The sequence below is a fragment of the Mycobacterium heidelbergense genome (genome assembly GCF_050205645.1).
Classification (GTDB): Bacteria; Actinomycetota; Actinomycetes; order Mycobacteriales; family Mycobacteriaceae; genus Mycobacterium; species Mycobacterium heidelbergense_A.
In genome coordinates this window covers 20,161-42,101 of record NZ_JBNMQT010000015.1, presented here as the reverse complement: position 1 = coordinate 42,101, position 21,941 = coordinate 20,161, and the positions used below count along the sequence as shown (strand labels likewise).

The following is a 21,941-nucleotide window of genomic DNA, read 5'->3' as shown; positions in this document are numbered from 1 at the left end:
ATCGAGACCCATGACAAGCGTTAGGGACCACACGGCTGAGCCCGCGGCTGAGCACAGCATCGACATCCACACCACCGCGGGCAAGCTGGCCGAGCTGCACAAGCGCCGCGAAGAGGCACTGCATCCGGTCGGTGAAGAGGCCGTAGAGAAGGTGCACGCCAAGGGCAAGCTGACCGCCCGGGAGCGCATCCTCGCCCTGCTGGACGAGGACTCGTTCGTCGAGCTCGATGCGCTGGCCAAGCACCGCAGCACCAATTTCGGTCTGGAGAAGAACCGCCCGCTCGGCGACGGCGTCATCACCGGCTACGGCACCATCGACGGCCGCGACGTATGCATCTTCAGCCAGGACGCCACGGTGTTCGGCGGCAGCCTCGGCGAGGTGTATGGCGAGAAGATCGTCAAGGTGCAGGAGCTGGCCATCAAGACCGGGCGCCCGCTGATCGGCATCAACGACGGTGCCGGCGCGCGCATCCAGGAGGGCGTCGTCTCGCTGGGCCTGTACAGCAAGATCTTCCGCAACAACATCCTGGCCTCCGGTGTCATCCCGCAGATCTCGCTGATCATGGGGGCCGCGGCGGGCGGGCACGTGTACTCGCCGGCCCTGACCGACTTCGTGGTGATGGTCGATCAGACCAGCCAGATGTTCATCACCGGGCCCGACGTCATCAAGACCGTCACGGGCGAGGACGTCACCATGGAGGAGCTCGGCGGCGCCCACACCCACATGGCCAAGTCGGGCACGTTGCACTACGTGGCCTCCGGCGAGCAGGACGCGTTCGAATGGGTCCGCGACCTGCTGAGCTACCTGCCGCCCAACAACGCCACCGATCCGCCCCGCTACGCCGCGCCCATCCCGGCGGGCGCCATCGAGGAGAACCTCACCGACGAGGACATCGAGCTGGACACGCTGATCCCCGACTCGCCCAACCAGCCCTACGACATGCACGAGGTGATCACCCGCATCCTCGACGAGGACGAGTTCCTGGAAATCCAGGGCGGTTACGCCCAGAACATCGTCGTCGGGTTCGGTCGGATCGAGGGCCGGCCGGTGGGGATCGTGGCCAACCAGCCGACGCACTTCGCCGGCTGCCTGGACATCGACGCCTCCGAGAAGGCGGCGCGGTTCGTGCGCACCTGCGACTGCTTCAACATCCCGATCGTGATGCTGGTCGACGTGCCCGGCTTCCTGCCGGGCACCGGCCAGGAATACAACGGCATCATCCGGCGCGGCGCCAAGCTGCTGTTCGCCTACGGCGAGGCCACGGTCCCGAAGATCACCGTCATCACCCGCAAGGCCTACGGCGGCGCCTACTGCGTCATGGGCTCCAAGGACATGGGCTGCGACGTCAACATCGCCTGGCCGACGGCGCAGATCGCGGTGATGGGCGCCTCGGGCGCCGTCGGGTTCGTCTACCGCAAGCAGCTGTCGGAGGCCGCCAAGGAAGGCAAGGACGTCGACGCGCTGCGGCTGCAGCTGCAGCAGGAGTACGAGGACACGCTCGTCAACCCCTACGTCGCGGCCGAGCGCGGATACGTCGACGCGGTGATCCCGCCGTCGCACACGCGCGGCTACATCGGCACGGCGCTGCGTCTGCTGGAGCGCAAGATCTCGCACCTGCCGCCCAAGAAGCACGGGAACATCCCACTGTGAGCCCGGATATCCAAGAGACTCAGCAGCCGCACGAGCCGCACATCCAGATCCTCAAGGGGCAACCCACCGCCGAGGAGTTGGCCGCACTGATCGCCGTGCTGGGCGCCGCCGGCGCTGCGCCGGAACCGCCCCCGGCCGAGCGCACCCGCTGGGGCCTCCCCGTCGACCGGTTGCGTTTTGCGATGACGAACTACCAGCGGCTCACCATGCAGCAGATGACTCATATGAAGCAGTGACCCGGCTGGTGCTGGCGTCGGCCTCGGCCGGCCGGCTCAAGGTGCTGCGCCAGGCCGGCGTCGATCCGCTGGTCGTCGTCTCCGGGGTCGACGAGGATGCGGTGGCCGCGGCCCTGGGCCCGGACGCATCGCCCGGTGACGTCGTGTGCGCGCTGGCGGTGGCCAAGGCCGACGAGGTCGCCGGCAGGCTGGATGGCGGCATCGCCGCGGATTGCGTTGTCATCGGCTGTGATTCGATGCTTCACATCAACGACCAGTTGTGCGGTAAGCCGCAATCCGTCGCCGCCGCTCGTCAGATGTGGCAGTCGATGGCGGGCCGGGCCGGCCGGCTCTATACCGGCCATTGCGCTATCCGATTGGTGGACAACGAAATCGTTCATCGTGACGCGGAAACATCTATCACCACTGTGCGTTTCGGTAAACCATCACCCGATGACCTCGAGGCCTACCTTGCCGTCGGGGAGTCATTGCGGGTCGCCGGAGGGTTCACGCTCGACGGCCTGGGCGGCTGGTTCATCGACGGTGTCGACGGCGACCCGTCGGCTGTGGTGGGCCTAGGGCTGCCGCTGACGCGATCGCTGCTCGGCCGCGCGGGCCTGTCGATCGCCGCGCTGTGGGCGGACAATCCGCTCGGCTAGCACCGTCCGCGGTAGAACCGGGTCCCGCGGGAGCGGGCGAGGCCCCAAGCGCTGCAACCGAATCCACTCCCACTCCGGGGCTTCAGGATGTTTCGGGTACGTTCAGTTATATTAATGGCCATGTGGACGTTACCGCCGCCCACGAACCCATTCAGATCAGCGGCCACGGGCCGGGTCGCCGCGGTCACCGCCGCAAGAAAACGCCGCTGCCGTGGTTGAAATCGGTAACCGCACAGACCTTGGCGTAGCGTTCGACGAGCTCGATGCCAAGATCAACGCGGGCATGAAGGCCTATGCGATTCCGGGCGTCGCGGTTGCCGTGTGGGCCGGCGGCCAAGAATACGTCAAGGGCTACGGGGTTACAAACGTCGACCATCCGTTGCCTGTCGACGGCGACACCGTCTTCCGAATCGGTTCTACCACAAAGACTTTCACAGGCACCGCGATGATGCGGCTGGTCGAGCAGGGCGAGGTAGACCTGGATTCACACGTGCGTCGCTTTGTCCCCGACTTCGCGGTGGCCGACGAGTCAGCCAGCGCCACGGTGACCGTGCGCCAACTGCTCAACCACACTGCGGGCTGGGATGGTCGCAATGGGCAGGACTTCGGGCGCGGCGACGACGCGGTGGCGCGCTACGTCAACTCGATGACACGTTTACCGCAGCTGACTCCTCCGGGAACCGCGTTCTCGTACAACAATTCGGGTCTTGTGGTGGCGGGCCGCATCATCGAGCTTGTCACCGGAACAACCTACGAGTCTGCGATGCAGAAACTGGTGCTTGACCCGCTGCAGCTGGCCCACACCCACTACTTTTCCGACCAGATAATCGGTCTGAATGTGGCGACACCTCACCAGGTGGTCGACGGCAAACCCCTGGTCGATACCGACTTTTGGGCATTCCCGCGCAGCTGCAATCCCACTGGTGGGTTGATGTCCACGGCGCGAGATCAGCTGCGCTACGCACAGTTCCACCTCGGCGACGGCAGTGCGCCCAACGGTGAGCGGACCCTGAGCCGACGGTCGCTGGAGGCGATGCGTTCGAACCCGGGCGCGGGCGGAACACTTTTTGTCGAGCTGACCGGGATGGGCGTGACCTGGATGCTGCGGCCCTCCGCGCAGAATGTGACCATCGTTGAGCACGGGGGCACCTGGAAGGGGCAACGCTCCGGTTTCGTCATGGTGCCCGATCGCAACTTTGCCATGACCGTGCTCACCAATTCCGATGGTGGATTTCATCTGATCAACGACCTTTTCGCCTGCGACTGGGCGTTGCGGAGATTCGCCGGGGTCACCAACCTGCCCGCCGAACCGCAACACCTCGGCGCCGTCGAGCTCGAGCCCTACCAGGGCAGGTACATCGCCGAGCAAGTCTCCCAAGATGGCAGCGTCGAGCAGACGGTCATCGAATTCCGGGCAAGCGACGGCCGGCTCGCCGGCACCATCGACACCGTCGACGCCAACGCGGACGGCCCAAGCAGCGTCGAACTGGGCCTCGCCTTCTACCGGCCCGACTACGGGCTCGACCTCGGACCCGACGGCAAGCCCACCGGCAGTCGATCCAACTTCGTCCGCGGACCCGACGGCAACGTCACCTGGTTCTGCAGCCAGCACGGGCGCCTGTTCCGACGCCAATAACACCGCACCGCAGAATTGGGCGGCGCTAGGGTGAGCTGATGTCCCGCACGGACGACGACAGCTGGGATCTGGCGTCCGGCGTCGGCGTCACCGCCACCATTGTCGCGGCCGGGCGCGCGCTGGCCACCAAGGACCCGCGCGGTTTGATCAACGATCCGTTCGCCGAGCCCCTGGTCCGCGCGGTGGGCCTGGATTTCTTCACCAAGCTGATGGACGGCGAACTCGGCATGTCGGCGATCGCGGATGTCTCGCCGACCGTGGCGCAGGCGATGGTGGACGGAAACGCGGTCCGCACGAAGTACTTTGACGACTACGTCCTCAACGCCACCGATGGGGGTATTCGCCAAGTGGCGATCCTCGCTTCCGGGTTGGACGCCCGGGCCTACCGTCTGCCGTGGCCGACCGGGACGGTGGTGTACGAGGTCGACCAACCACAGGTGATGGAATTCAAGACGACGACCTTGGCCGACCTGGGCGCGGAGCCCTCCGCCACGCTGCGCGCCGTGCCCATCGACCTGCGCGCGGACTGGCTCACGGCGTTGCGAGCCGCCGGCTTTGACTCGTCAGCGCCGACGGCGTGGCTGGTCGAGGGGTTACTGATTTATCTGAAGCCGGAGGCACAGGATCGGCTGTTCGACGACATCACGGCACTCAGCGCGCCCGGGAGCACGGCAGCCACCGAATTCGTTTCCAGCATCGTGGATTTCGGCGCCGAGCGAGCGCGGGCCATATCCAACCCATTCCGCGACCATGGCGTCGACGTCGACTTGGCCTCGTTGATCTACCCCGGCGAACGCAACCACGTCCTCGACTACCTCACCGGCTTGGGCTGGCAGCTCGAAGGCGTGCCGCTCGCCGAACTGTTCCGGCGCAGTGGCCTCGACGCGCCCGCTGCACACGACGACACCATCTTCATCAGCGGCACCCTGACCGACCAGCCGCGGTAACCAAACCCCCGCCGGCCGTGTCCCCTGATCGGGGGACGAAGCGTTCATCACAATTGCAGGCCGATCGGCGGAGTTTCGCCAGGCCAAATCTTCCTAGATTCAAAGTGTGCAATCGGGCGTCCCCCAGACGACGAGATCCCACACCAGAAGGGCGGAATTGTGATGCGCAAAGACGGCGATAGCTGGGATCTGGCCAGCCATGTCGGCGCGACCGCGACGCTGGTGGCCGCGGGCCGCGCCAGGGCCACCAATTCGCCCGAGCCGTTGATCGAGGACCCGTTCGCCGAGCCGTTGGTCCGCGCGGTGGGTATCGAATTCCTTGTCAAATGGGCCACCGGAGAACTCCGCGCGTCCGACGTCGACGAGCCCGAAGCCCCCTGGGGTCTGCAGCGGATGACCACCGATTTGGTGGCCCGCACTCGCTATTTCGATCAATTCCTTACCGACGCGGCGGCCACCGGAATTCGGCAGGTGGTGATCCTGGCGTCTGGGCTCGACGCGCGGGGCTACCGACTGCCGTGGCCACCGGGCATGGCGGTGTTCGAGATCGATCAGCCGGAGGTGCTGCGGTTCAAGGCCGAAACGCTGGCACGGCTGGGCGCCCAGCCCACGGCGCAGCTGCGGATGGTGCCGGCCGACCTGCGGGACGATTGGCCGGTCGCGCTGCTGCGTAGCGGATTCGACCCCGCCTTACCGACCGCCTGGATCGCCGAAGGATTGTTCGGCTATCTCCCCCCTGAAGCTCAGGATCGCCTGCTGGACAACGTCACCGGGCTCAGCGCGCCGGGAAGCCGGATGGCCATCGAGGCGTTCGTGGGGTCGGCGGAGCTGGACTCCGGGCGGGTCCAACAGATCATCCGCGGTGCGACTCGCACGTGGCGCGACCATGGATTCGATCTGGATATCTGCTCGCTGAACTATCTCGGGGCCCGCAACGAGGTCTCCGGCTATCTCGACAGCCACGGGTGGCAGTCGACCGGGACCACGGCCGCGCAGCTGCTCGCCGAGCACGGCCTGCTCGGGTTGCCCGCCGATTACGACTCGCCCTCCGACACGCCCAGCTACTACACTTCGGTTCTCGCGGCTTAAAGGGGAACACGTTGCGGATTCTGGCGGTCACGCGAGCCCACAACGCCGGGAAGACCTTGAGCGATACGTTGGACTCGCTGGCCACCTTCAGCGACGACATCTACGCGATCGACGACCGCAGCACCGACGACACCGCCGCGATTCTCGCGAACCACCCCGCTGTCACCAATGTTGTTCGCGCCCGGGCAGATCTACCGTCCACGCCATGGCTGATCCCCGAGTCCACCGGGCTGGAGCTGCTGTACCGCATGGCCGATTTCTGTCGCCCGGACTGGATGGTGATGGTCGACGCCGACTGGATTTTCCAGATCGACGTGGACATCCGTGAGGTGCTTGCGCGCACAGCGGACGACGTAGCCGCGCTGATGTGTCCGATGGTTTCCCGCTGGGATGATCCAGAATATCCGGACATGGTGCCGGTGATGGGCACCGCCGAGGCGATGCGGGGGCCGTTTTGGCGTTGGTACCCGGGCCTGTATGCGGGGCCCAAGTTGATGCACAATTCGCACTGGCCGGCCAACATCACCGAGCACGGTCGGATAGGGCAGCTGGACGGAATCCGCTTGACGCACAACGGCTGGGCGACATTGGAGGAACGGATCTCGCGAGTCAAACACTACCTGCGCCTCGATCCGGATTTTCGGCACAACTTCGGCGTGGCCTACGATCGATCCCTGTTGTTCGGCTACGCACTCGACGAGGTCGACCTCCTCAAAGCGGACTACCAGCGGCGAGTGCGCGGCGACTTCGACCCGATCGAGCCGCGGGCGCGGCTGCCGATCGAGGCGGAGCCACGCGCGATTGGCCGCGGATACGGACCCCGCGCGGACGGTTTCCATCCCGGCGTCGACTTCGCCGCTGACCCCGGCAGCCCGATCTATGCCGTCATCTCCGGAACTGTGTGCTGCGCAAGCGATTTCGGTCACCTCTACTCAGTGATCATCTCGAACGGCGATACCGAAATCCGCTACGCGTTCCGGCCTGGCGACGACACAAAAATCGCGCGTGGTGATCGGATAAGTGCGGGAACCCGGATCGGCAGCATCGGTGCGGAAGACCAATCGACGGACGGTTATCTGCATTTCGAGACGCGCGTCGGGGGTGAACACGTCAATCCCCTGCGCTATCTGGGCAACATGGGGCTGCGGCCCTGGCCGCCGACGGGGCGGCTGCGTGCGGTATCGGGCAGCTATCCGCCCGCCACACCATGCACAATCACCGCCGACGAGTAATTCTGGCGACGTCAGCGCGGAGCGTGGGCTGTTCGTTGGCAAGCCGCGATCCGTTCCAGCAGACTGCGGCCTGCGCGGATCATCGAGCGGACCTCCTGCAACAGTTTGGCGGGATGCTGCAGGTCCATGTCGTGCAGTCCTTCGTAGCGGTCGATGCCGAAACCCGCGGTCTCGATACGAATTCCGAACGGCAGGGCCAGAGTTCGCAGCGCGTCAAAATGCTGATAGGGGACGAACGGCTGACCGGTCACCAGTAGACAACTCGATTGGTTCATATCCAGGGTCCGCGCGGTAAAGGTGAAGGTATCCGCGGAGGTGGCACGGCGGATGTCGGGGTCCGGCGACGGTGCCTCGATCAGTGTGATGGGCAGCCCGAGGTCATTGCTGTCTTCGCCGAAGCGCCAGACCATCTGGCCTCGATGCGGGTCCCCGCCCCGCTGACGCCCATGCCGTACGGCTTCGCGAGTATCCACCCCAAACGCGTCGGCCGCGGCGGCCGCCAGCAAATCGAATTCGGAACGCGCGCCTGGCGCGCAGGACGCGACCGCATCGTCTTCGGACGGCAACAGCCGCCGAGAAGCGGCGGCCAGCACGACATGACCGACGCGGTTCTCTGCAGCCAGGTCCCGCGCCAACCGGGCCCTGAGCATGTTCGAGTAACGTCCGGTGCCGATCACCAGCATATAGTCGAATCTTGTTTCAGTGGGCCATGTTTCATCTGTAAGGCCCAGCCGTCGCGCCAGCGTCGTGATCGTGTCCAGTTGCCGGTCCGGCAGGTCTAGACGGGGGATCATCCACCGCGCCCCGCCGCCGGCGTCTTGGCACCGCACCTGTTCCCCGTAACGTGCCCGCGACCGGCTCCGGTAATCCCATACCTCGCTGAACTCGTCCAGGTAGGCCAACCGGTCCGCCAGATTGTCGTGCCGCGGGAAATCTCCGCCGAACATCGCAACCAATTGCGCCAGCGCGTCGTGCGCGCTCCACGCGTCGACATCCCCGTAGAGCGACGTCAAGAACTCGCCATCCCACTCGCCGCCACGCATCGACACCTCAGCCGGACCGCTCACGTCAATTTCCCGCTCCCTGAACACGACACAACACCCGCCGCATGTGGAATGCAGCCTTTCAATAGCCTAACTGCGGTGAACTGGGCCGAGACGCACTTTTTTACCCGCAATGATGGGGCTCACTGGAAAGACAAGACGCCGCTGACCCCGTCTTGTTCGTAGGCGTATTGCGGCTGATCCTTCGCCCATTGGATATAGCGGTCGATGCCTTCCCAGATACCGACTTCGGGCTTGAATCCGATGCTCTTTGCGAGATCGATGTTGGCCGGGAAACTAGCGACTTCTCCGGGGCGTGCCTCGCGATAGGCGATCTTGGCGCCGAACTTTTCCGCGATGTACTCGACGATGTCCTTCACCCGGGTGTTTTTGCCGCTCGCGAAATTGATCGCCTGCCCGCGAAGCCCGGTGTTTTGCAACACAAGGTTGTATGCACGAACGATGTCGCTGACGTATAGATAGTCGCGTGTCGCCGAGCCGTCGCCGAAGATCGTGAGGTTTTCGCCGTTGATGGCCTGGCGGACGAGTCGTGGAATCAGCGCGCCGAATCGCCCGGTTTTCTGCCGCATCCCGAAGATGTTGAATGGCCGAACAATCGTGACGTCGAGGCCATAGGAGCGGTAGTAGGAGTAGCACAACCGGTCGGCCGCCGCCTTGGAGGCGCCGTAGGGGCTGTTCGGTTTCAGCTCCGCTCTCTCGTCGAGAAGCTCGCCCTCCCGCAGATTGTGTCCGTCGCCATACACTTCGCAGGTTGACACGTAGATCAGCCGGTTCTTGTAGCGTCGGACCGCCTCGAGCACACGGTAGGTACCCATGACGTTGGTTTCGAGAAAGCTCTCTGGTTCGCCGAGAGACTGGTCGACGTTGATATTGGCGGCCAGATGAAAAACGACGTGGTGATCGCGCACCGCGCGATGGACCGTTTCCCCATCAGTCACCGAACCCGAAATAAAGGCGGCGCGCTCGTGCGAACGAAAGTCGCTCGTGTTTCGGGTTGCGCTCTTCGACGATGTATTCAGGACAGTGACCCAATGCCCGTCCGCGAGTAGCGACTCGGATAGATGACTTCCCTGGAAGCCCGCGCCCCCCGTGACAAGTATTTCCATCTGGTTCGCCCCTCGGGTGTTATTGGTAAGCCGTAAGTTTAATCGGTACTCGCGGGTCAATAACCCGCTTTTTTTCCTGGCGGTAGGCTCGACGTTGTGCCGCTACCCCCTGATCCGAGCCCCACGCTGTCGGCCTACGCCCACCCCGAACGGCTAGTCACCGCCGACTGGTTGTCCGCCAACATGGGCGCGCCCGGCCTGGCGATCGTCGAGTCCGACGAGGACGTCCTGCTCTATGACGTCGGCCACATTCCGGGCGCGGTCAAGGTCGACTGGCACACCGACCTCAACGACCCGCGCGTCCGCGACTACATCAACGGCGAGCAGTTCGCCGAGCTGATGGACCGCAAGGGCATCGCACGCGACGACACCGTGGTGATCTACGGCGACAAGAGCAACTGGTGGGCGGCCTACGCGCTGTGGGTGTTCACGTTGTTCGGCCACCCCGACGTGCGCCTGCTCAACGGCGGGCGCGACCTGTGGCTGTCCGATCGCCGCGACATGACGCTCGAGGTCCCCACCAAGACCACCACCGGCTATCCCGTCGTGCAGCGCAACGACGCGCCGATCCGCGCCTTCAAGGACGACGTGCTGGGCGACCTCGGCAGCCAGCCGCTGATCGACGTGCGATCGCCCGACGAGTACACGGGCAAGCGCACCCACATGCCCGACTACCCCGAGGAAGGCGCGCTGCGCGCCGGCCACATCCCCACCGCCCGGTCGATTCCCTGGGGCAAGGCGGCCGACGAGAGTGGCCGCTTCCGCAGCCGCGAAGAGCTGGAAGAGCTGTACGGCTTCCTGCAGCCGGACGACAAGACCATCGTCTACTGCCGCATCGGCGAGCGATCCAGCCACACCTGGTTCGTGCTCACGCATTTGCTGGGCAAGCCCGGGGTGCGCAACTACGACGGGTCCTGGACCGAGTGGGGCAACACCGTGCGGGTGCCGATCGTCGCGGGCGAAAGCCCGGGGGCCGTACCGGTCTGATGAGTCTGCCCGCGCCGCTGGCCGAGGTGGTGTCCGACTTCGCCGAAGTGCAGGGCCAGGACAAACTGACGTTGCTGCTGGAGTTCGCCAACGACCTGCCGGAGCTGCCCGCCGACATGGACCAAGCGGCCATGGAGCCCGTGCCGGAGTGCCAGTCGCCGCTGTTTCTGCATGTCGACGCGCACGACCCGGATCGGGTGCGGCTGTACTTCAGCGCGCCCGCCGAGGCGCCGACCACCCGCGGGTTTGCCTCGATCCTGGCCGCCGGGCTCGACGAACAACCCGCTGCCGACATCCTCGCGGTCCCCGAGGATTTCTACGCCGACCTGGGTCTGGCCGCCTTGATCAGCCCGCTGCGGTTGCGCGGCATGTCGGCGATGCTGGCCCGCATCAAGCGGCGGCTGCGCGAGGCGGCGTGATCGCAAACGTGGTCGGAAACGTGATCGGAGACCGGGTATCAGCGCTCACGGCGCGGCGCATAAACTTCCCCGGACAAGACTTGTAAGAAATTCTCTTAGACAAAGAGACGTCCAGCCAAACAGGAGGCGAAGTGGCTAATCACGCCAGCTCGAGGATCTCCAAGGTGCTCGTCGCCAACCGCGGCGAGATCGCTGTCCGGGTGATCCGCGCGGCCCGCGACGCGGGCCTGCCCAGCGTGGCGGTGTACGCCGAGCCCGACGCCGACGCGCCGCACGTGCGCCTGGCCGACGAGGCGTTCGCCCTCGGCGGTCAGACGTCGGGGGAGTCCTACCTGGACTTCGGCAAGATCCTCGACGCGGCCGAGAAGTCCGGCGCCAACGCCATCCACCCCGGCTACGGCTTTCTGTCGGAGAACGCCGACTTCGCCCAGGCGGTCATCGATGCCGGCCTGATCTGGATCGGCCCCAGCCCGCAGTCCATCCGCGACCTCGGCGACAAGGTCACCGCCCGCCACATCGCCGCCCGCGCGCAGGCGCCGCTGGTTCCCGGCACCCCCGACCCGGTCAAGGACGCCGACGAGGTGGTGGCCTTCGCCAAGGAGTACGGCGTGCCGATCGCGATCAAGGCCGCGTTCGGCGGCGGCGGCAAGGGCATGAAGGTGGCCCGCACCATCGAGGAGATTCCCGAGCTGTACGAGTCGGCGGTGCGCGAGGCGGTGTCGGCGTTCGGCCGCGGCGAGTGCTTCGTCGAGCGCTACCTGGACAAGCCCCGCCACGTCGAGGCGCAGGTGATCGCCGACCAGCACGGCAACGTCGTCGTCGCCGGCACCCGCGACTGCTCGCTGCAGCGCCGCTTCCAGAAGCTGGTCGAGGAGGCGCCGGCGCCGTTCCTGACCGACGCCCAGCGCAAGGAGATCCACGAATCGGCCAAGCGGATCTGCAAAGAGGCCCATTACTACGGCGCCGGCACCGTCGAATACCTGGTCGGCCAGGACGGGTTGATCTCGTTCCTGGAGGTCAACACCCGCCTTCAGGTCGAGCACCCGGTCACCGAGGAGACCGCCGGCATCGACCTGGTGCTGCAGCAGTTCAAGATCGCCAACGGCGACAGGCTGGATCTCACCGAGGACCCCACGCCGCGTGGGCACGCCATCGAATTCCGCATCAACGGCGAGGACGCGGGACGCAACTTCCTGCCGGCCCCCGGCCCGGTGAACAGGTTCCACCCGCCCACCGGCCCGGGCGTGCGGCTGGACTCCGGCGTCGAGACCGGCTCGGTGATCGGCGGGCAGTTCGACTCGATGCTGGCCAAGCTGATTGTCTACGGCGCCGACCGCAACGAGGCGCTGGCGCGGGCGCGGCGCGCGCTGGCCGAGTTCGAGGTCGAAGGGCTCGCCACGGTGATCCCTTTCCATCGCGCCGTGGTGTCCGACCCGGCGTTCATCGGCGACGACGACGGCTTCTCGGTGCACACCCGCTGGATCGAGACCGAGTGGAACAACACCGTCGAGCCCTTCACCGGCGGCGAGCCGCTGGACGACGAGGACGCGCGGCCGCGGCAGAAAGTGGTGGTCGAGGTCGGTGGGCGGCGGCTCGAGGTCTCGTTGCCGGCGGACCTGGCGCTGTCCAACGGCGCCACCACCGACGCCGTCGGCGCCATCCGCAAAAAGCCGAAGCCCCGCAAGCGCGGTTCGCACTCCGGCGCGGCGGCCTCGGGTGACGCGGTCACCGCACCGATGCAGGGCACCGTCGTCAAGGTCGCCGTCGAGGAGGGCCAGGAGGTCGCCGCGGGCGACCTGGTCGTGGTCCTCGAGGCGATGAAGATGGAGAACCCGGTCACCGCGCACAAGGACGGCACGATCACCGGACTTGCGGTCGAAGCCGGCGCCGCCATCACTCAGGGCACGGTGCTCGCCGAGATCAAGTAGGGGCCTGACCGGGAGAACCCGCGAAACGTTGTCGGGCCGCCCGGGCACGGGTAGGGTTCGGGACAGGTTGAGTTCACAGCCGCCCGGAATACGTCGATGACGCCGGGGCAGGCGAATTCCCTGCCCCAAGCGCACCGCGACGCACGGCTGGCGTATTCCAGAGCACGAATCCTCCGGTAGCCAGGGAGTACGCAATGCCTGTGACCCAATCGTGGCAACAAAGCCGCACAGCACAATTCGGCGCCCGCTGGGAGCCGGGGGGCACGGTGATCACCGTCGACGGTGAGCTCGATGCCGCCAACTCCGATCAGCTCGCCGAGTATGTGCGGCGCAGCGCCAGCCGGACCCGGCGGGTGATAGTGGACCTGCGCGGGCTGGAATTCATTGGTACAGCAGGGTTTTCGGCGCTGCATCGCATCAACGTGGTGTGCTCGGCCGCCCAAACGCCCTGGGCGATGGTAACCAGCGCGGCGGTCTCGCGCTTGCTCCGCGTCTGCGATCCCGACGGCACGCTGCCGGTGACGTCGCCCGACGAGCCACTGCTGCGGTCAGCGAGCTGGGCCGCCCGCGCCGCTACCGCAACTGGTCCCGCAGTCGGGTTAGCGATTTAGACAGCAGTCGAGACACGTGCATCTGTGAGATGCCGACCCGGTCGGCGATCTGCGTCTGGGTCATCGATTCGAAGAAGCGCAGCACCAACACCGTTCGCTCCCGCTCGGGCAGCGCCTCGAGCAGCGGGCGCAGCGATTCGCGGTTCTCGATCTGATCCAGGCCGGTATCCACGTCGCCCAGGGTGTCGGCGATCGCGCGGGCGTCGTCGTCGTCGCTGCCGCCGCCGCTGTCGATGGACAAGGTGTTGTAGGAGCTGCCGGCCACGAGGCCCTCGATGACCTCGTCGCGGTCCATTCCCAGTTCGCCGGCCAGTTCGGTCGCGGTGGGGGCCCGACCCAGCCGTTGGGACAGATCGGCCGTGGCGGTGCCGAGCCGCAGGTGTAGTTCCTTCAGCCGCCGGGGAACCTTGACCGACCAGCTGTTGTCGCGAAAGTGCCGTCGGACCTCTCCCATGATCGTGGGCACCGCGAACGAGACGAAGTCCGACCCGGCGTCGATGTCGAACCGGACCACCGCATTGACCAGTCCGACCCGCGCGACCTGAACCAGGTCATCGCGCGGCTCGCCCCGTCCCTCGAAGCGGCGGGCGATGTGATCGGCCAGCGGCAGGCAGCGTTCGACGATCTTGTCCCGCTGGCGCTGGAATTCCATGGAGTCGGCGGAAAAAGTAGCCAATTCCCGGAACATGTCCGGAACATCGGCGTATTCGTTCGGGCGCGTATCCGAACCGCCGGCATCTCGGGCCGTCACCGGGTGGCGGCCGCCTTTCGCGCCGTCAGCGCGATACCGAAAACGCTGCCGGATTCACTGGGTTCGCGACCGTCATGGAAAGTCTGGACGTCGTCGGCCAACGACGTCAGCACGTGCCAGCTGAAGCTGCCGGGCGACACCACGTCGTGAGTGTCGCACGCGGCGGACGCCTCCACTATCAATTCGTCGTCGAGCGGGTCGACCAACACGACGAGCGTGGCATCGGGAGTTGCCGACCGGATCAACCGGGTGCACACTTCGTCGACCGCGAGCCTCAGGTCCGCCACGGCGTCGAAATCGAGATCCTCGAAGGTGCCGATGGCACCGACCAGGGTACGAAGCATCGCCAGATTTTCCAGGCGTGCAGCAACGTGTACTTCGACGGCGCGGTGGCCTCGCTGGCGCTTGCTCCCGTGCAATCGCGCATCGGTCATATGGTCTCCCGGCAATGTTTGACTGACACTACTTCCGCTTCGCAGCCCGCCTTCGGCCGCGTGATCGAGCCGGTTAGTCACGATTCCCGCCGGGTATTCCACCCGATATGAACGGGCCTGACACGACCGATACAGTGCGGACGCGCCGGCTCAAACGCGTCGCAGTCGTCGCCGGGATCACGCTGGTCGTATTGGTCGTTATCGCGATAGCCATTTATGTCGGTGCCTTCGTGATTTTGTCTCCCATGATGGGATAACCACGCTAACGCAGCATCGCGGCACTCAATCATGGTCTAGTCCAGATACCCGCTCCGCGGGTCCGGTAACCCGCGACGAGCGGGTTTTCTGGCGAGCCGTCCGAAGCGATTTGGCGATCGGTGATCGCGGTCCTGAATCGCGGTCCTTAACGGTGGCAACCGCGAGACCTACACTTGTCGTCATGAGGCAAATTCTGCTTCGGGCAGTTGTGCTTCTGGGATCGTGGGCGATAGGCCTGCTGGTGGCGGCCTGGGTTGTCCCCGGTGTGTCGGTGGCAGTGTCCGGATTCGTGGTCGCGGTGGTGTTGTTCTCGGTCTCGCAGGCCATCCTGTCGCTTTGGATATTGCGGCTGCCCCGCGCTTACGCCTCGCTGCTGTTCGGCGGCACCGGCCTCGCGTTGACGGTCCTCGCGTTGGGGCTCGCCTCGGAGTTCACTCACGGGCTCACCATCCACGGCGGCGCGTCCTGGATTGCCTCGACGATCGTCGTCTGGCTCGTGACGACGGTTGGGGCGATCACGCTGCCCGAGGCGCTAGTTCGCGAGGCGCCCGGCCCTATCTGACGGCGTTTCACAAGGTCCGCCGAATGAGTAGCATTTTGGTTATCTCATCCGACATTGGCGGAGGGACAGGCGGAGGGACAGGCGGAGGGAGAGGTGATGGGAGACAGGCATCACGATCCGACGGATCATTTCCGGACCACGCAACCCCACGCTGGTATCACGATGAAGGACAACCTGTTCTGGCCGGGATTCATCCTGTTCGTTGTCGCCGTCGCCGGGATGATCGCCACGGCGGCGGCCGCCGCATACGGACACTACGAATGGTTGCCGACGACGGTCCTCGTCGCGGTGCTCGGAACGGTCGCCGGGGCGCTGTGGTTCGTCGTGGAGCTTCGCCGCGTCAGCCGGATCGACGAGCAGTGGCACGTCCCTGGTGCCGAGAGCCCGCCGCGCCAGCGCGCCGCCAGCTAAAGCACCGGAAGCGGTTAAAGGGCCAGAACCGGCCCGGCGATCGCGGGCACGCCCATAGAGACCGTCACCGCTGTGAGCGTCAGCAGGAACCAGCCCGCGCCGTGCCAGCCCCACCAGGTCCCCTCGCTGCGCCATACCTGGTAGGTGCGCAGGAATGCCCAGAGCCCGCCGGCCAAGAGGATCAGCGGTCCCCCGAAGGCCAGCAACGTCCGCTGGGGCGCGCCGCACGCCGCGGTGTCGACGCCCGTACCCGGGCAGGTGCTGACCCATAACGCGGCCAGGACGATGAAACCGATACCGGCGGCCGTGGCCAGGGCGGCAAAACGGATGGCGGCGTGTACCTCGCCGTCTTCCTGGCCTAAGCGATCGCCTCGTGATCGCTCATCCGCTTTTGGCATCTGAGAACCCCATATCCCTGGCTGCTCTTGATCCATCGTTCGTTACGTCGCATTTATTACCGCGTTATTGAAATTTCCTGCCGCCCGGTCCTGCCAGCCCCGGTGAGACGGCGCATGGGAGCAGATACCCCGCGCTAAACCCGGGTAAACCGCTTACCGCCGGTCGGCAGCGGGAAGGCCTACACGGGCCGAAGTACCAACACCGTCAATTACTCCAGCGAGTTACCGCTGGCCCAGGGGCGAAGTTCGAATAAGCGCAGTCGGCGAGTGATCTTGAACACCGTGAGTACTATCTGACACATGCCGACAGCCAGGAGGCGGTTATCCCCAGAGGATCGGCGCGCCGAGCTGCTCGCGCTCGGTGCCGAGGTCTTCGGGAAGCGGCCCTACGACGAGGTCCGTATCGACGAGATCGCCGAGCGCGCCGGCGTGTCCCGGGCCCTGATGTATCACTACTTCCCCGACAAGCGGGCGTTCTTCGCCGCCGTCGTCAAGGACGAGGCCGACCGGCTGTACGAAACCACCAACAAGGACACCGCCACCGGACTGACCATGTTCGAAGAGGTGCGCAGCGGTGTGCTCGCCTACATGGCCTACCACGAGCAGAACCCGGAGGCCGCGTGGGCCGCGTACGTCGGCCTGGGCCGGTCGGACCCGGTTCTGCTGGGCGTGGAGGACGACGCCAAGAACCGCCAGATGGAACACATCATGAGCCGCATCGCGGAGCTCGTGGACAAGCTGGGGACAAAGCTGGAACCCGATGTCGAACGGGACCTGCGGGTGATCTGCCATGGCTGGCTCGCGTTCACCTTCGAGACGTGCCGGCAGCGCATCATCGACCCCAGCACCAACGCCGACCGCCTCGCGGATTCGTGCGCGCACGCGTTGTTCGACGCGATCGCCCGGGTGCCGGAGATCCCCGACGAGCTGTCCCACGCGATGGCGACCGCTCGTCTCGAACCGCGCTAGCGATCGTTTTTGTCGGTGCCTGTTGGCACCATGGCTAGATGACCACTCGCGACCCGCTAGGCCGGTTCAGCGCGATCACGCGCGAGTGGTTCGGCAGCACCTTCGCCGCGCCGACCACCGCGCAGGCGGACGCGTGGGACGCGATCGCCGACGGCGACAACACGCTGGTGATCGCGCCGACCGGGTCTGGTAAGACGCTGGCCGCCTTCCTGTGGGCCCTGGACAGCCTCGCCGGCAGCGCCGAGCGCCCGTCCGGGACCCGGGTGCTCTACGTGTCACCGCTCAAGGCGCTGGCCGTCGACGTCGAGCGCAACCTGCGCACCCCGCTGGCCGGCCTCACCCGGATCGCCGAGCGCCACGGTCTGCCCGCCCCGAACATCAGTGTCGGGGTCCGCTCCGGCGACACCCCGCCCGCCGTGCGTCGTCAGCTCATCAACTCCCCACCCGACGTGCTGATCACCACGCCGGAGTCGCTGTTTTTGATGCTGACCTCGGCCGCGCGCGAAACCCTGGCCGGCGTGCGGACGGTGATCGTCGACGAGATCCACGCCATCGCCGGCGGAAAGCGCGGCGCGCACCTGGCCCTGTCGCTCGAGCGCCTCGACGACCTGTCCCGCGACGTCCCCGAGGGCCGGCCCGCCCAGCGCATCGGGCTGTCGGCGACCGTGCGTCCGCCCGAGGAGCTCGCCCGCTTCCTGTCCGGCCAGGCGCCGACGACCATCGTGGCCCCGCCGTCGGCCAAGACCGTCGAGCTCACCGTGCAGGTGCCGGTGCCCGACATGGCGAACCTGGCGAACAACACCATCTGGCCGGACGTCGAAGCGCGCCTAGTCGACCTGATCGAATCGCACGGTTCGACCATCGTGTTCGCCAATTCGCGGCGGCTGGCCGAGCGACTTACCGCACGGCTCAACGAGATTCACGCCGAACGCAGCGGTGTCGCACCCTCGAATGAGACAAATCCGCGGGTGCCGGGCGGGGCGCCGGCCCACCTGTTGGGCAGCGGCCAGACCTACGGCGCCGAACCGGTGCTGGCGCGGGCGCATCACGGCTCGGTCAGCAAGGAACAGCGCGCCGTCGTCGAGGAAGCCCTCAAGCGCGGGCTGCTCAAGGCGGTGGTCGCGACCTCGAGCCTGGAACTGGGCATCGACATGGGCGCCGTCGACCTGGTGATCCAGGTGGAGGCGCCGCCGTCGGTGGCCAGCGGCCTGCAGCGCATCGGACGGGCCGGCCATCAGGTCGGCGAAGTGTCGCGGGGGGCGCTGTTCCCCAAACACCGCACCGACCTGATCGGCTGCGCGGTGACCGTGCAGCGGATGCTCGCCGGGCAGATCGAGACCATGCGGGTGCCCGCCAACCCGCTCGACATCCTGGCGCAGCACACCGTGGCCGCGGCCGCGCTGGAGCCGCTCGACGCCGACCGGTGGTTCGACACCGTGCGGCGGGCCGCGCCGTTCGCGACCCTGCCGCGCAGCGTCTTCGAGGCCACCCTGGACCTGCTGTCTGGCAAGTATCCGTCCACCGAATTCGCCGAACTGCGCCCGCGATTGGTCTACGACCGCGACGCCGGCACGCTCACCGCGCGGCCCGGGGCGCAGCGGCTGGCCGTCACCTCCGGGGGCGCCATCCCCGACCGCGGGCTGTTCACCGTCTACCTCGCCACGGACTCCGAAAAGCCTTCGCGGGTAGGCGAACTCGACGAGGAAATGGTTTATGAGTCCCGTCCGGGCGATGTCATCTCGCTGGGGGCAACCAGCTGGCGGATCACCGAGATCACCCATGACCGGGTGCTGGTGATCCCGGCGCCCGGCCAGCCGGCGCGCCTGCCGTTCTGGCGGGGCGACGACGTCGGACGGCCCGCCGAACTCGGGGCCGCGCTCGGCGCGTTCACCGGCGAGCTGGCCGGCCTCGACCGAGATGCGTTCGACAAACGTTGCGCGAGTTTGGGTTTCGATGCCTACGCGACCGAAAACCTGTGGAAGCTGCTGGACGACCAGAAGACGGCCACCAACGCGGTCCCCACCGACACCACGCTGCTGGTGGAACGGTTCCGCGACGAACTGGGCGACTGGCGGGTGATCCTGCACTCGCCGTACGGGCTGCGGGTGCACGGACCGCTCGCGCTGGCCGTGGGCCGTCGCCTCTACGAACGCTTCGGAATCGACGAGAAACCGACCGCCTCCGACGACGGCATCGTGGTCCGACTGCCCGACACCCTGTCGGACACCGCGGAAATCGGCGCGGTGGGGGCACCTCCCGCTTGCGGGGGACTTTTCGTATTCGACGCCGACGAGATCGACCCGATCGTCACGGCCGAAGTGGGCGGGTCGGCGCTGTTCGCGTCGCGGTTCCGGGAGTGCGCGGCCCGCGCCCTGCTGCTCCCCCGCCGCCACCCGGGCCGCCGCTCACCGCTGTGGCACCAGCGCCAGCGCGCCGCCCAGCTTTTGGACGTCGCGCGGAAATACCCGGACTTCCCCGTCGTGCTGGAGACCATCCGGGAATGCCTGCAGGACGTCTACGACGTCCCGGCGCTGGTCCAGTTGATGGCCGGCATCGCCGGCCGCCGCGTGCGGGTGGTCGAGACCGAGACCGCCACGCCCTCCCCGTTCGCGGCCTCGCTGTTGTTCGGCTATGTCGGCGCGTTCATGTACGAGGGCGATTCCCCGCTGGCCGAGCGCCGCGCCGCGGCGCTGTCGCTGGACAGCACGCTGCTGGCCGAGCTGCTCGGCCGCGTGGAGCTGCGCGAGCTGCTCGATCCGGAGGTCATCGCCGCGACCGGCCGCCAATTGCAGCACCTGTCGGCCGACCGGGCCGCCCGCGATGCCGAAGCGGTCGCGGATCTGCTGCGACTGCTCGGGCCGCTGACCGAAGACGAGGTCGCGGCGCGTGCCGGTGGCGCCGATGTCGGCGGCTGGCTGGAAGGCCTGCACGCCGCCCGGCGCGCATTGACGGTGTCGTTCGCCGGCCGCAGCTGGTGGGTGGCGGTCGAGGACATCGGCCGGCTGCGCGACGGGGTCGGGGCCGCGGTCCCACCGGGCGTCCCGATCGCCTTCACCGAGGAGGTGGCCGATCCGCTGGGCGAGCTGCTGGGCCGCTACGCGCGCACCCACACCCCATTCACCACCGCGGAGGTCGCCGCCCGGTTCGGCCTGGGACTGCGGGTGAGCGCCGACGTGCTGGGCCGGCTGGCGGCCGACGGGCGGCTGGTGCGTGGCGACTTCGTCACCCCCGCCGAGGCGCCGGGCGCGGGCGCCGAACAGTGGTGCGACGCCGACGTGTTGCGCATCCTGCGGCGCCGCTCGCTGGCCGCCCTGCGTGCTCAGGTCGAGCCGGTGAGCACCGCCGCCTACGGCCGGTTCCTGCCCGCCTGGCACCGGGTGTCGTCGCCACAGTCGGGTATCGACGGGCTGATGTCCGTGATCGATCAGCTGGCCGGTGTTCGGATCCCGGCCTCGGCGATCGAACCGCTAGTGCTGGCCCCCCGCATCCGCGACTACTCGCCCGCGATGCTCGACGAGCTGCTCGCGACCGGAGAGGTCACCTGGTCGGGCGCCGGCGCGATTTCGGGCAGCGATGGCTGGATCGCGTTCCACACCAGCGAATCCGCACCCCTGACCCTGGCGGCGCCGGCCGAGATCGACCTCACCGAAGCCCACCGCGCGATCCTGGACACGCTGGCCGGCGGCGGCGCGTACTTCTTCCGGCAGCTCGCGCAGGACGGTGTCGGCGAGGCGAAGCTGAAAGCCGCTCTGTGGGAACTGATTTGGGCCGGCCGGGTCACCGGCGACACCTTCGCGCCGGTGCGCGCCGTGCTCGGCGGCACGGGCACCCGCAAGCGTTCCGCGCCCGCGCACAGAGCGCATCGTCCGCCCCGGCTGAGCCGCTACAGCGTCGCGCACGCCCAGCACCGTCCGGCCGACCCGACCGTGGCCGGCCGGTGGTCGGCGCTGTCCGCCCCCGAACCGGACTCCACGGTGCGGGCCCACTACCAGGCCGAGCTGCTGCTGAACCGGCACGGCGTGCTGACCAGAGGAGCGGTGGCCGCCGAGGGCGTCGCAGGTGGATTCGCCACCCTCTACAAGGTGTTGAGCACGTTCGAGGAAGCCGGCAGGTGCCAGCGGGGCTATTTCGTCGAATCGCTGGGCGGTGCGCAGTTCGCCGTCGCCTCCACCGTGGACCGGCTGCGCAGCTATCTCGACGGGATCGACCCCGAGCGACCGGAATACCGCGCGGTGGTGCTTGCCGCCGCCGACCCGGCGAACCCCTACGGCGCCGCACTGCCCTGGCCCACGAGCGAGGATGGGCCCGGCCCCGGGGCACGGCCGGGCCGTAAGGCCGGGGCACTGGTCGTGCTGGTGGACGGCGAGCTGGCGTGGTTCCTCGAGCGCGGCGGGCGCTCCCTGCTCACCTTCACCGACGATTCCGCAGCCGATCACGCGGCGGCGGCGGCCCTGGCCGATTTGGTCTCCACCCGCCGCGTCGCGTCGATTCTCGTCGAACGCATCGACGGAGTGCCGGCCCTCCAACCGCGCGCCGGCGGGCCCGGTCCGGTCGACGCCCTGTCCGATGCCGGCTTCGTGCGCACGCCGCGCGGGATGCGGCTGCGCTGACCTC

The 21,941-nt window shown here is 67.2% G+C and carries 19 protein-coding genes and 1 pseudogene; 15 read left to right on the top strand and 5 right to left on the bottom strand.

The window, feature by feature from the left end; translation table 11 throughout:
* The first annotated feature begins 10 nt into the window (after positions 1–10).
* The 7 genes from ACQI5H_RS17480 (at position 11) to ACQI5H_RS17450 (ending at position 7,429) form a co-directional block, all read left to right on the top strand.
* Positions 11–1,651: an acyl-CoA carboxylase subunit beta gene (locus tag ACQI5H_RS17480; RefSeq protein WP_427080592.1), complete on the top strand. Its 1,641-nt coding sequence runs from the start codon at positions 11–13 to the stop codon at positions 1,649–1,651.
* Entirely contained in the window at positions 1,648–1,887 is a 240-nt protein-coding gene (locus ACQI5H_RS17475; RefSeq protein ID WP_427080591.1) for an acyl-CoA carboxylase subunit epsilon, read from the top strand. The genes ACQI5H_RS17480 and ACQI5H_RS17475 overlap by 4 nt, the downstream gene beginning before the upstream one ends.
* Positions 1,884–2,525, top strand: a complete 642-nt coding sequence (locus tag ACQI5H_RS17470; protein WP_427080590.1) for a Maf family protein — start codon at positions 1,884–1,886, stop codon at positions 2,523–2,525. Before ACQI5H_RS17475 ends, ACQI5H_RS17470 begins: the two co-directional genes overlap by 4 nt.
* A gap of 211 nt (positions 2,526–2,736) precedes the next feature.
* On the top strand, positions 2,737–4,161 hold the full coding sequence (locus ACQI5H_RS17465; protein ID WP_427080589.1) for a serine hydrolase domain-containing protein: 1,425 nt from the start codon (positions 2,737–2,739) through the stop codon (positions 4,159–4,161).
* A 38-nt stretch (positions 4,162–4,199) separates the two neighbouring features.
* A complete protein-coding gene (locus tag ACQI5H_RS17460) occupies positions 4,200–5,108 on the top strand; it encodes a class I SAM-dependent methyltransferase (protein ID WP_427080588.1) in 909 nt (302 codons plus the stop codon).
* 159 nt (positions 5,109–5,267) lie between these two features.
* Positions 5,268–6,197 carry a class I SAM-dependent methyltransferase gene (locus ACQI5H_RS17455; protein ID WP_427080587.1) on the top strand — a complete coding sequence of 310 codons (930 nt, stop codon included), beginning with the start codon at positions 5,268–5,270 and terminating at the stop codon, positions 6,195–6,197.
* A gap of 11 nt (positions 6,198–6,208) precedes the next feature.
* A complete protein-coding gene (locus ACQI5H_RS17450; RefSeq protein ID WP_427080586.1) occupies positions 6,209–7,429 on the top strand; it encodes a peptidoglycan DD-metalloendopeptidase family protein in 1,221 nt (406 codons plus the stop codon).
* 11 nt (positions 7,430–7,440) lie between these two features.
* Here ACQI5H_RS17450 and ACQI5H_RS17445 read toward each other — a convergent pair whose 3' ends face one another.
* Complete coding sequence (locus ACQI5H_RS17445) at positions 7,441–8,472, bottom strand: hypothetical protein (protein WP_427080585.1); 1,032 nt, start codon at positions 8,470–8,472, stop codon at positions 7,441–7,443.
* Positions 8,473–8,615: 143 nt separating this feature from the next.
* On the bottom strand, positions 8,616–9,599 hold the full coding sequence (locus ACQI5H_RS17440; protein WP_427080584.1) for an NAD-dependent epimerase/dehydratase family protein: 984 nt from the start codon (positions 9,597–9,599) through the stop codon (positions 8,616–8,618).
* Positions 9,600–9,695: 96 nt separating this feature from the next.
* On the opposite strand from ACQI5H_RS17440, the gene ACQI5H_RS17435 reads away from it, so the two are divergent.
* From ACQI5H_RS17435 to ACQI5H_RS17420, 4 genes and pseudogenes are all read left to right on the top strand, one after another.
* Positions 9,696–10,586, top strand: a complete 891-nt coding sequence (locus tag ACQI5H_RS17435) for a sulfurtransferase (RefSeq protein ID WP_427080583.1) — start codon at positions 9,696–9,698, stop codon at positions 10,584–10,586.
* Positions 10,586–11,005 (top strand): SufE family protein, encoded by a 420-nt coding sequence (locus tag ACQI5H_RS17430; RefSeq protein WP_427080582.1) that lies wholly within the window; start codon positions 10,586–10,588, stop codon positions 11,003–11,005. The genes ACQI5H_RS17435 and ACQI5H_RS17430 overlap by 1 nt, the downstream gene beginning before the upstream one ends.
* A gap of 131 nt (positions 11,006–11,136) precedes the next feature.
* Positions 11,137–12,933, top strand: a complete 1,797-nt coding sequence (locus tag ACQI5H_RS17425) for an acetyl/propionyl/methylcrotonyl-CoA carboxylase subunit alpha (protein ID WP_427080581.1) — start codon at positions 11,137–11,139, stop codon at positions 12,931–12,933.
* Between the two features lie 194 nt (positions 12,934–13,127).
* Positions 13,128–13,536 (top strand): annotated as a pseudogene (locus tag ACQI5H_RS17420) (STAS domain-containing protein).
* On the opposite strand, the gene ACQI5H_RS17415 reads toward ACQI5H_RS17420, so the two are convergent.
* A complete protein-coding gene (locus ACQI5H_RS17415; protein WP_427080580.1) occupies positions 13,507–14,295 on the bottom strand; it encodes an RNA polymerase sigma factor SigF in 789 nt (262 codons plus the stop codon). The pseudogene ACQI5H_RS17420 and the gene ACQI5H_RS17415 sit on opposite strands and share 30 nt — an antisense overlap.
* On the bottom strand, positions 14,292–14,729 hold the full coding sequence (locus ACQI5H_RS17410; protein ID WP_427080579.1) for an anti-sigma factor: 438 nt from the start codon (positions 14,727–14,729) through the stop codon (positions 14,292–14,294). Before ACQI5H_RS17410 ends, ACQI5H_RS17415 begins: the two co-directional genes overlap by 4 nt.
* A 439-nt stretch (positions 14,730–15,168) precedes the next feature.
* On the opposite strand from ACQI5H_RS17410, the gene ACQI5H_RS17405 reads away from it, so the two are divergent.
* Positions 15,169–15,549, top strand: coding sequence for a hypothetical protein (locus tag ACQI5H_RS17405; protein WP_427080578.1), 381 nt, complete (start codon positions 15,169–15,171; stop codon positions 15,547–15,549).
* 96 nt (positions 15,550–15,645) lie between these two features.
* A complete protein-coding gene (gene usfY / locus ACQI5H_RS17400) occupies positions 15,646–15,960 on the top strand; it encodes a protein UsfY (protein WP_427080577.1) in 315 nt (104 codons plus the stop codon).
* 14 nt (positions 15,961–15,974) lie between these two features.
* Here the strand turns inward: usfY and ACQI5H_RS17395 are convergent, their stop codons facing one another.
* Entirely contained in the window at positions 15,975–16,358 is a 384-nt protein-coding gene (locus tag ACQI5H_RS17395) for a hypothetical protein (RefSeq protein WP_427080576.1), read from the bottom strand.
* 300 nt (positions 16,359–16,658) lie between these two features.
* On the opposite strand from ACQI5H_RS17395, the gene ACQI5H_RS17390 reads away from it, so the two are divergent.
* Complete coding sequence (locus ACQI5H_RS17390; protein ID WP_427080575.1) at positions 16,659–17,327, top strand: TetR/AcrR family transcriptional regulator; 669 nt, start codon at positions 16,659–16,661, stop codon at positions 17,325–17,327.
* Positions 17,328–17,365: 38 nt separating this feature from the next.
* Positions 17,366–21,937: an ATP-dependent helicase gene (locus ACQI5H_RS17385; RefSeq protein ID WP_427080574.1), complete on the top strand. Its 4,572-nt coding sequence runs from the start codon at positions 17,366–17,368 to the stop codon at positions 21,935–21,937.
* The last annotated feature ends 4 nt before the right edge of the window (positions 21,938–21,941 follow it).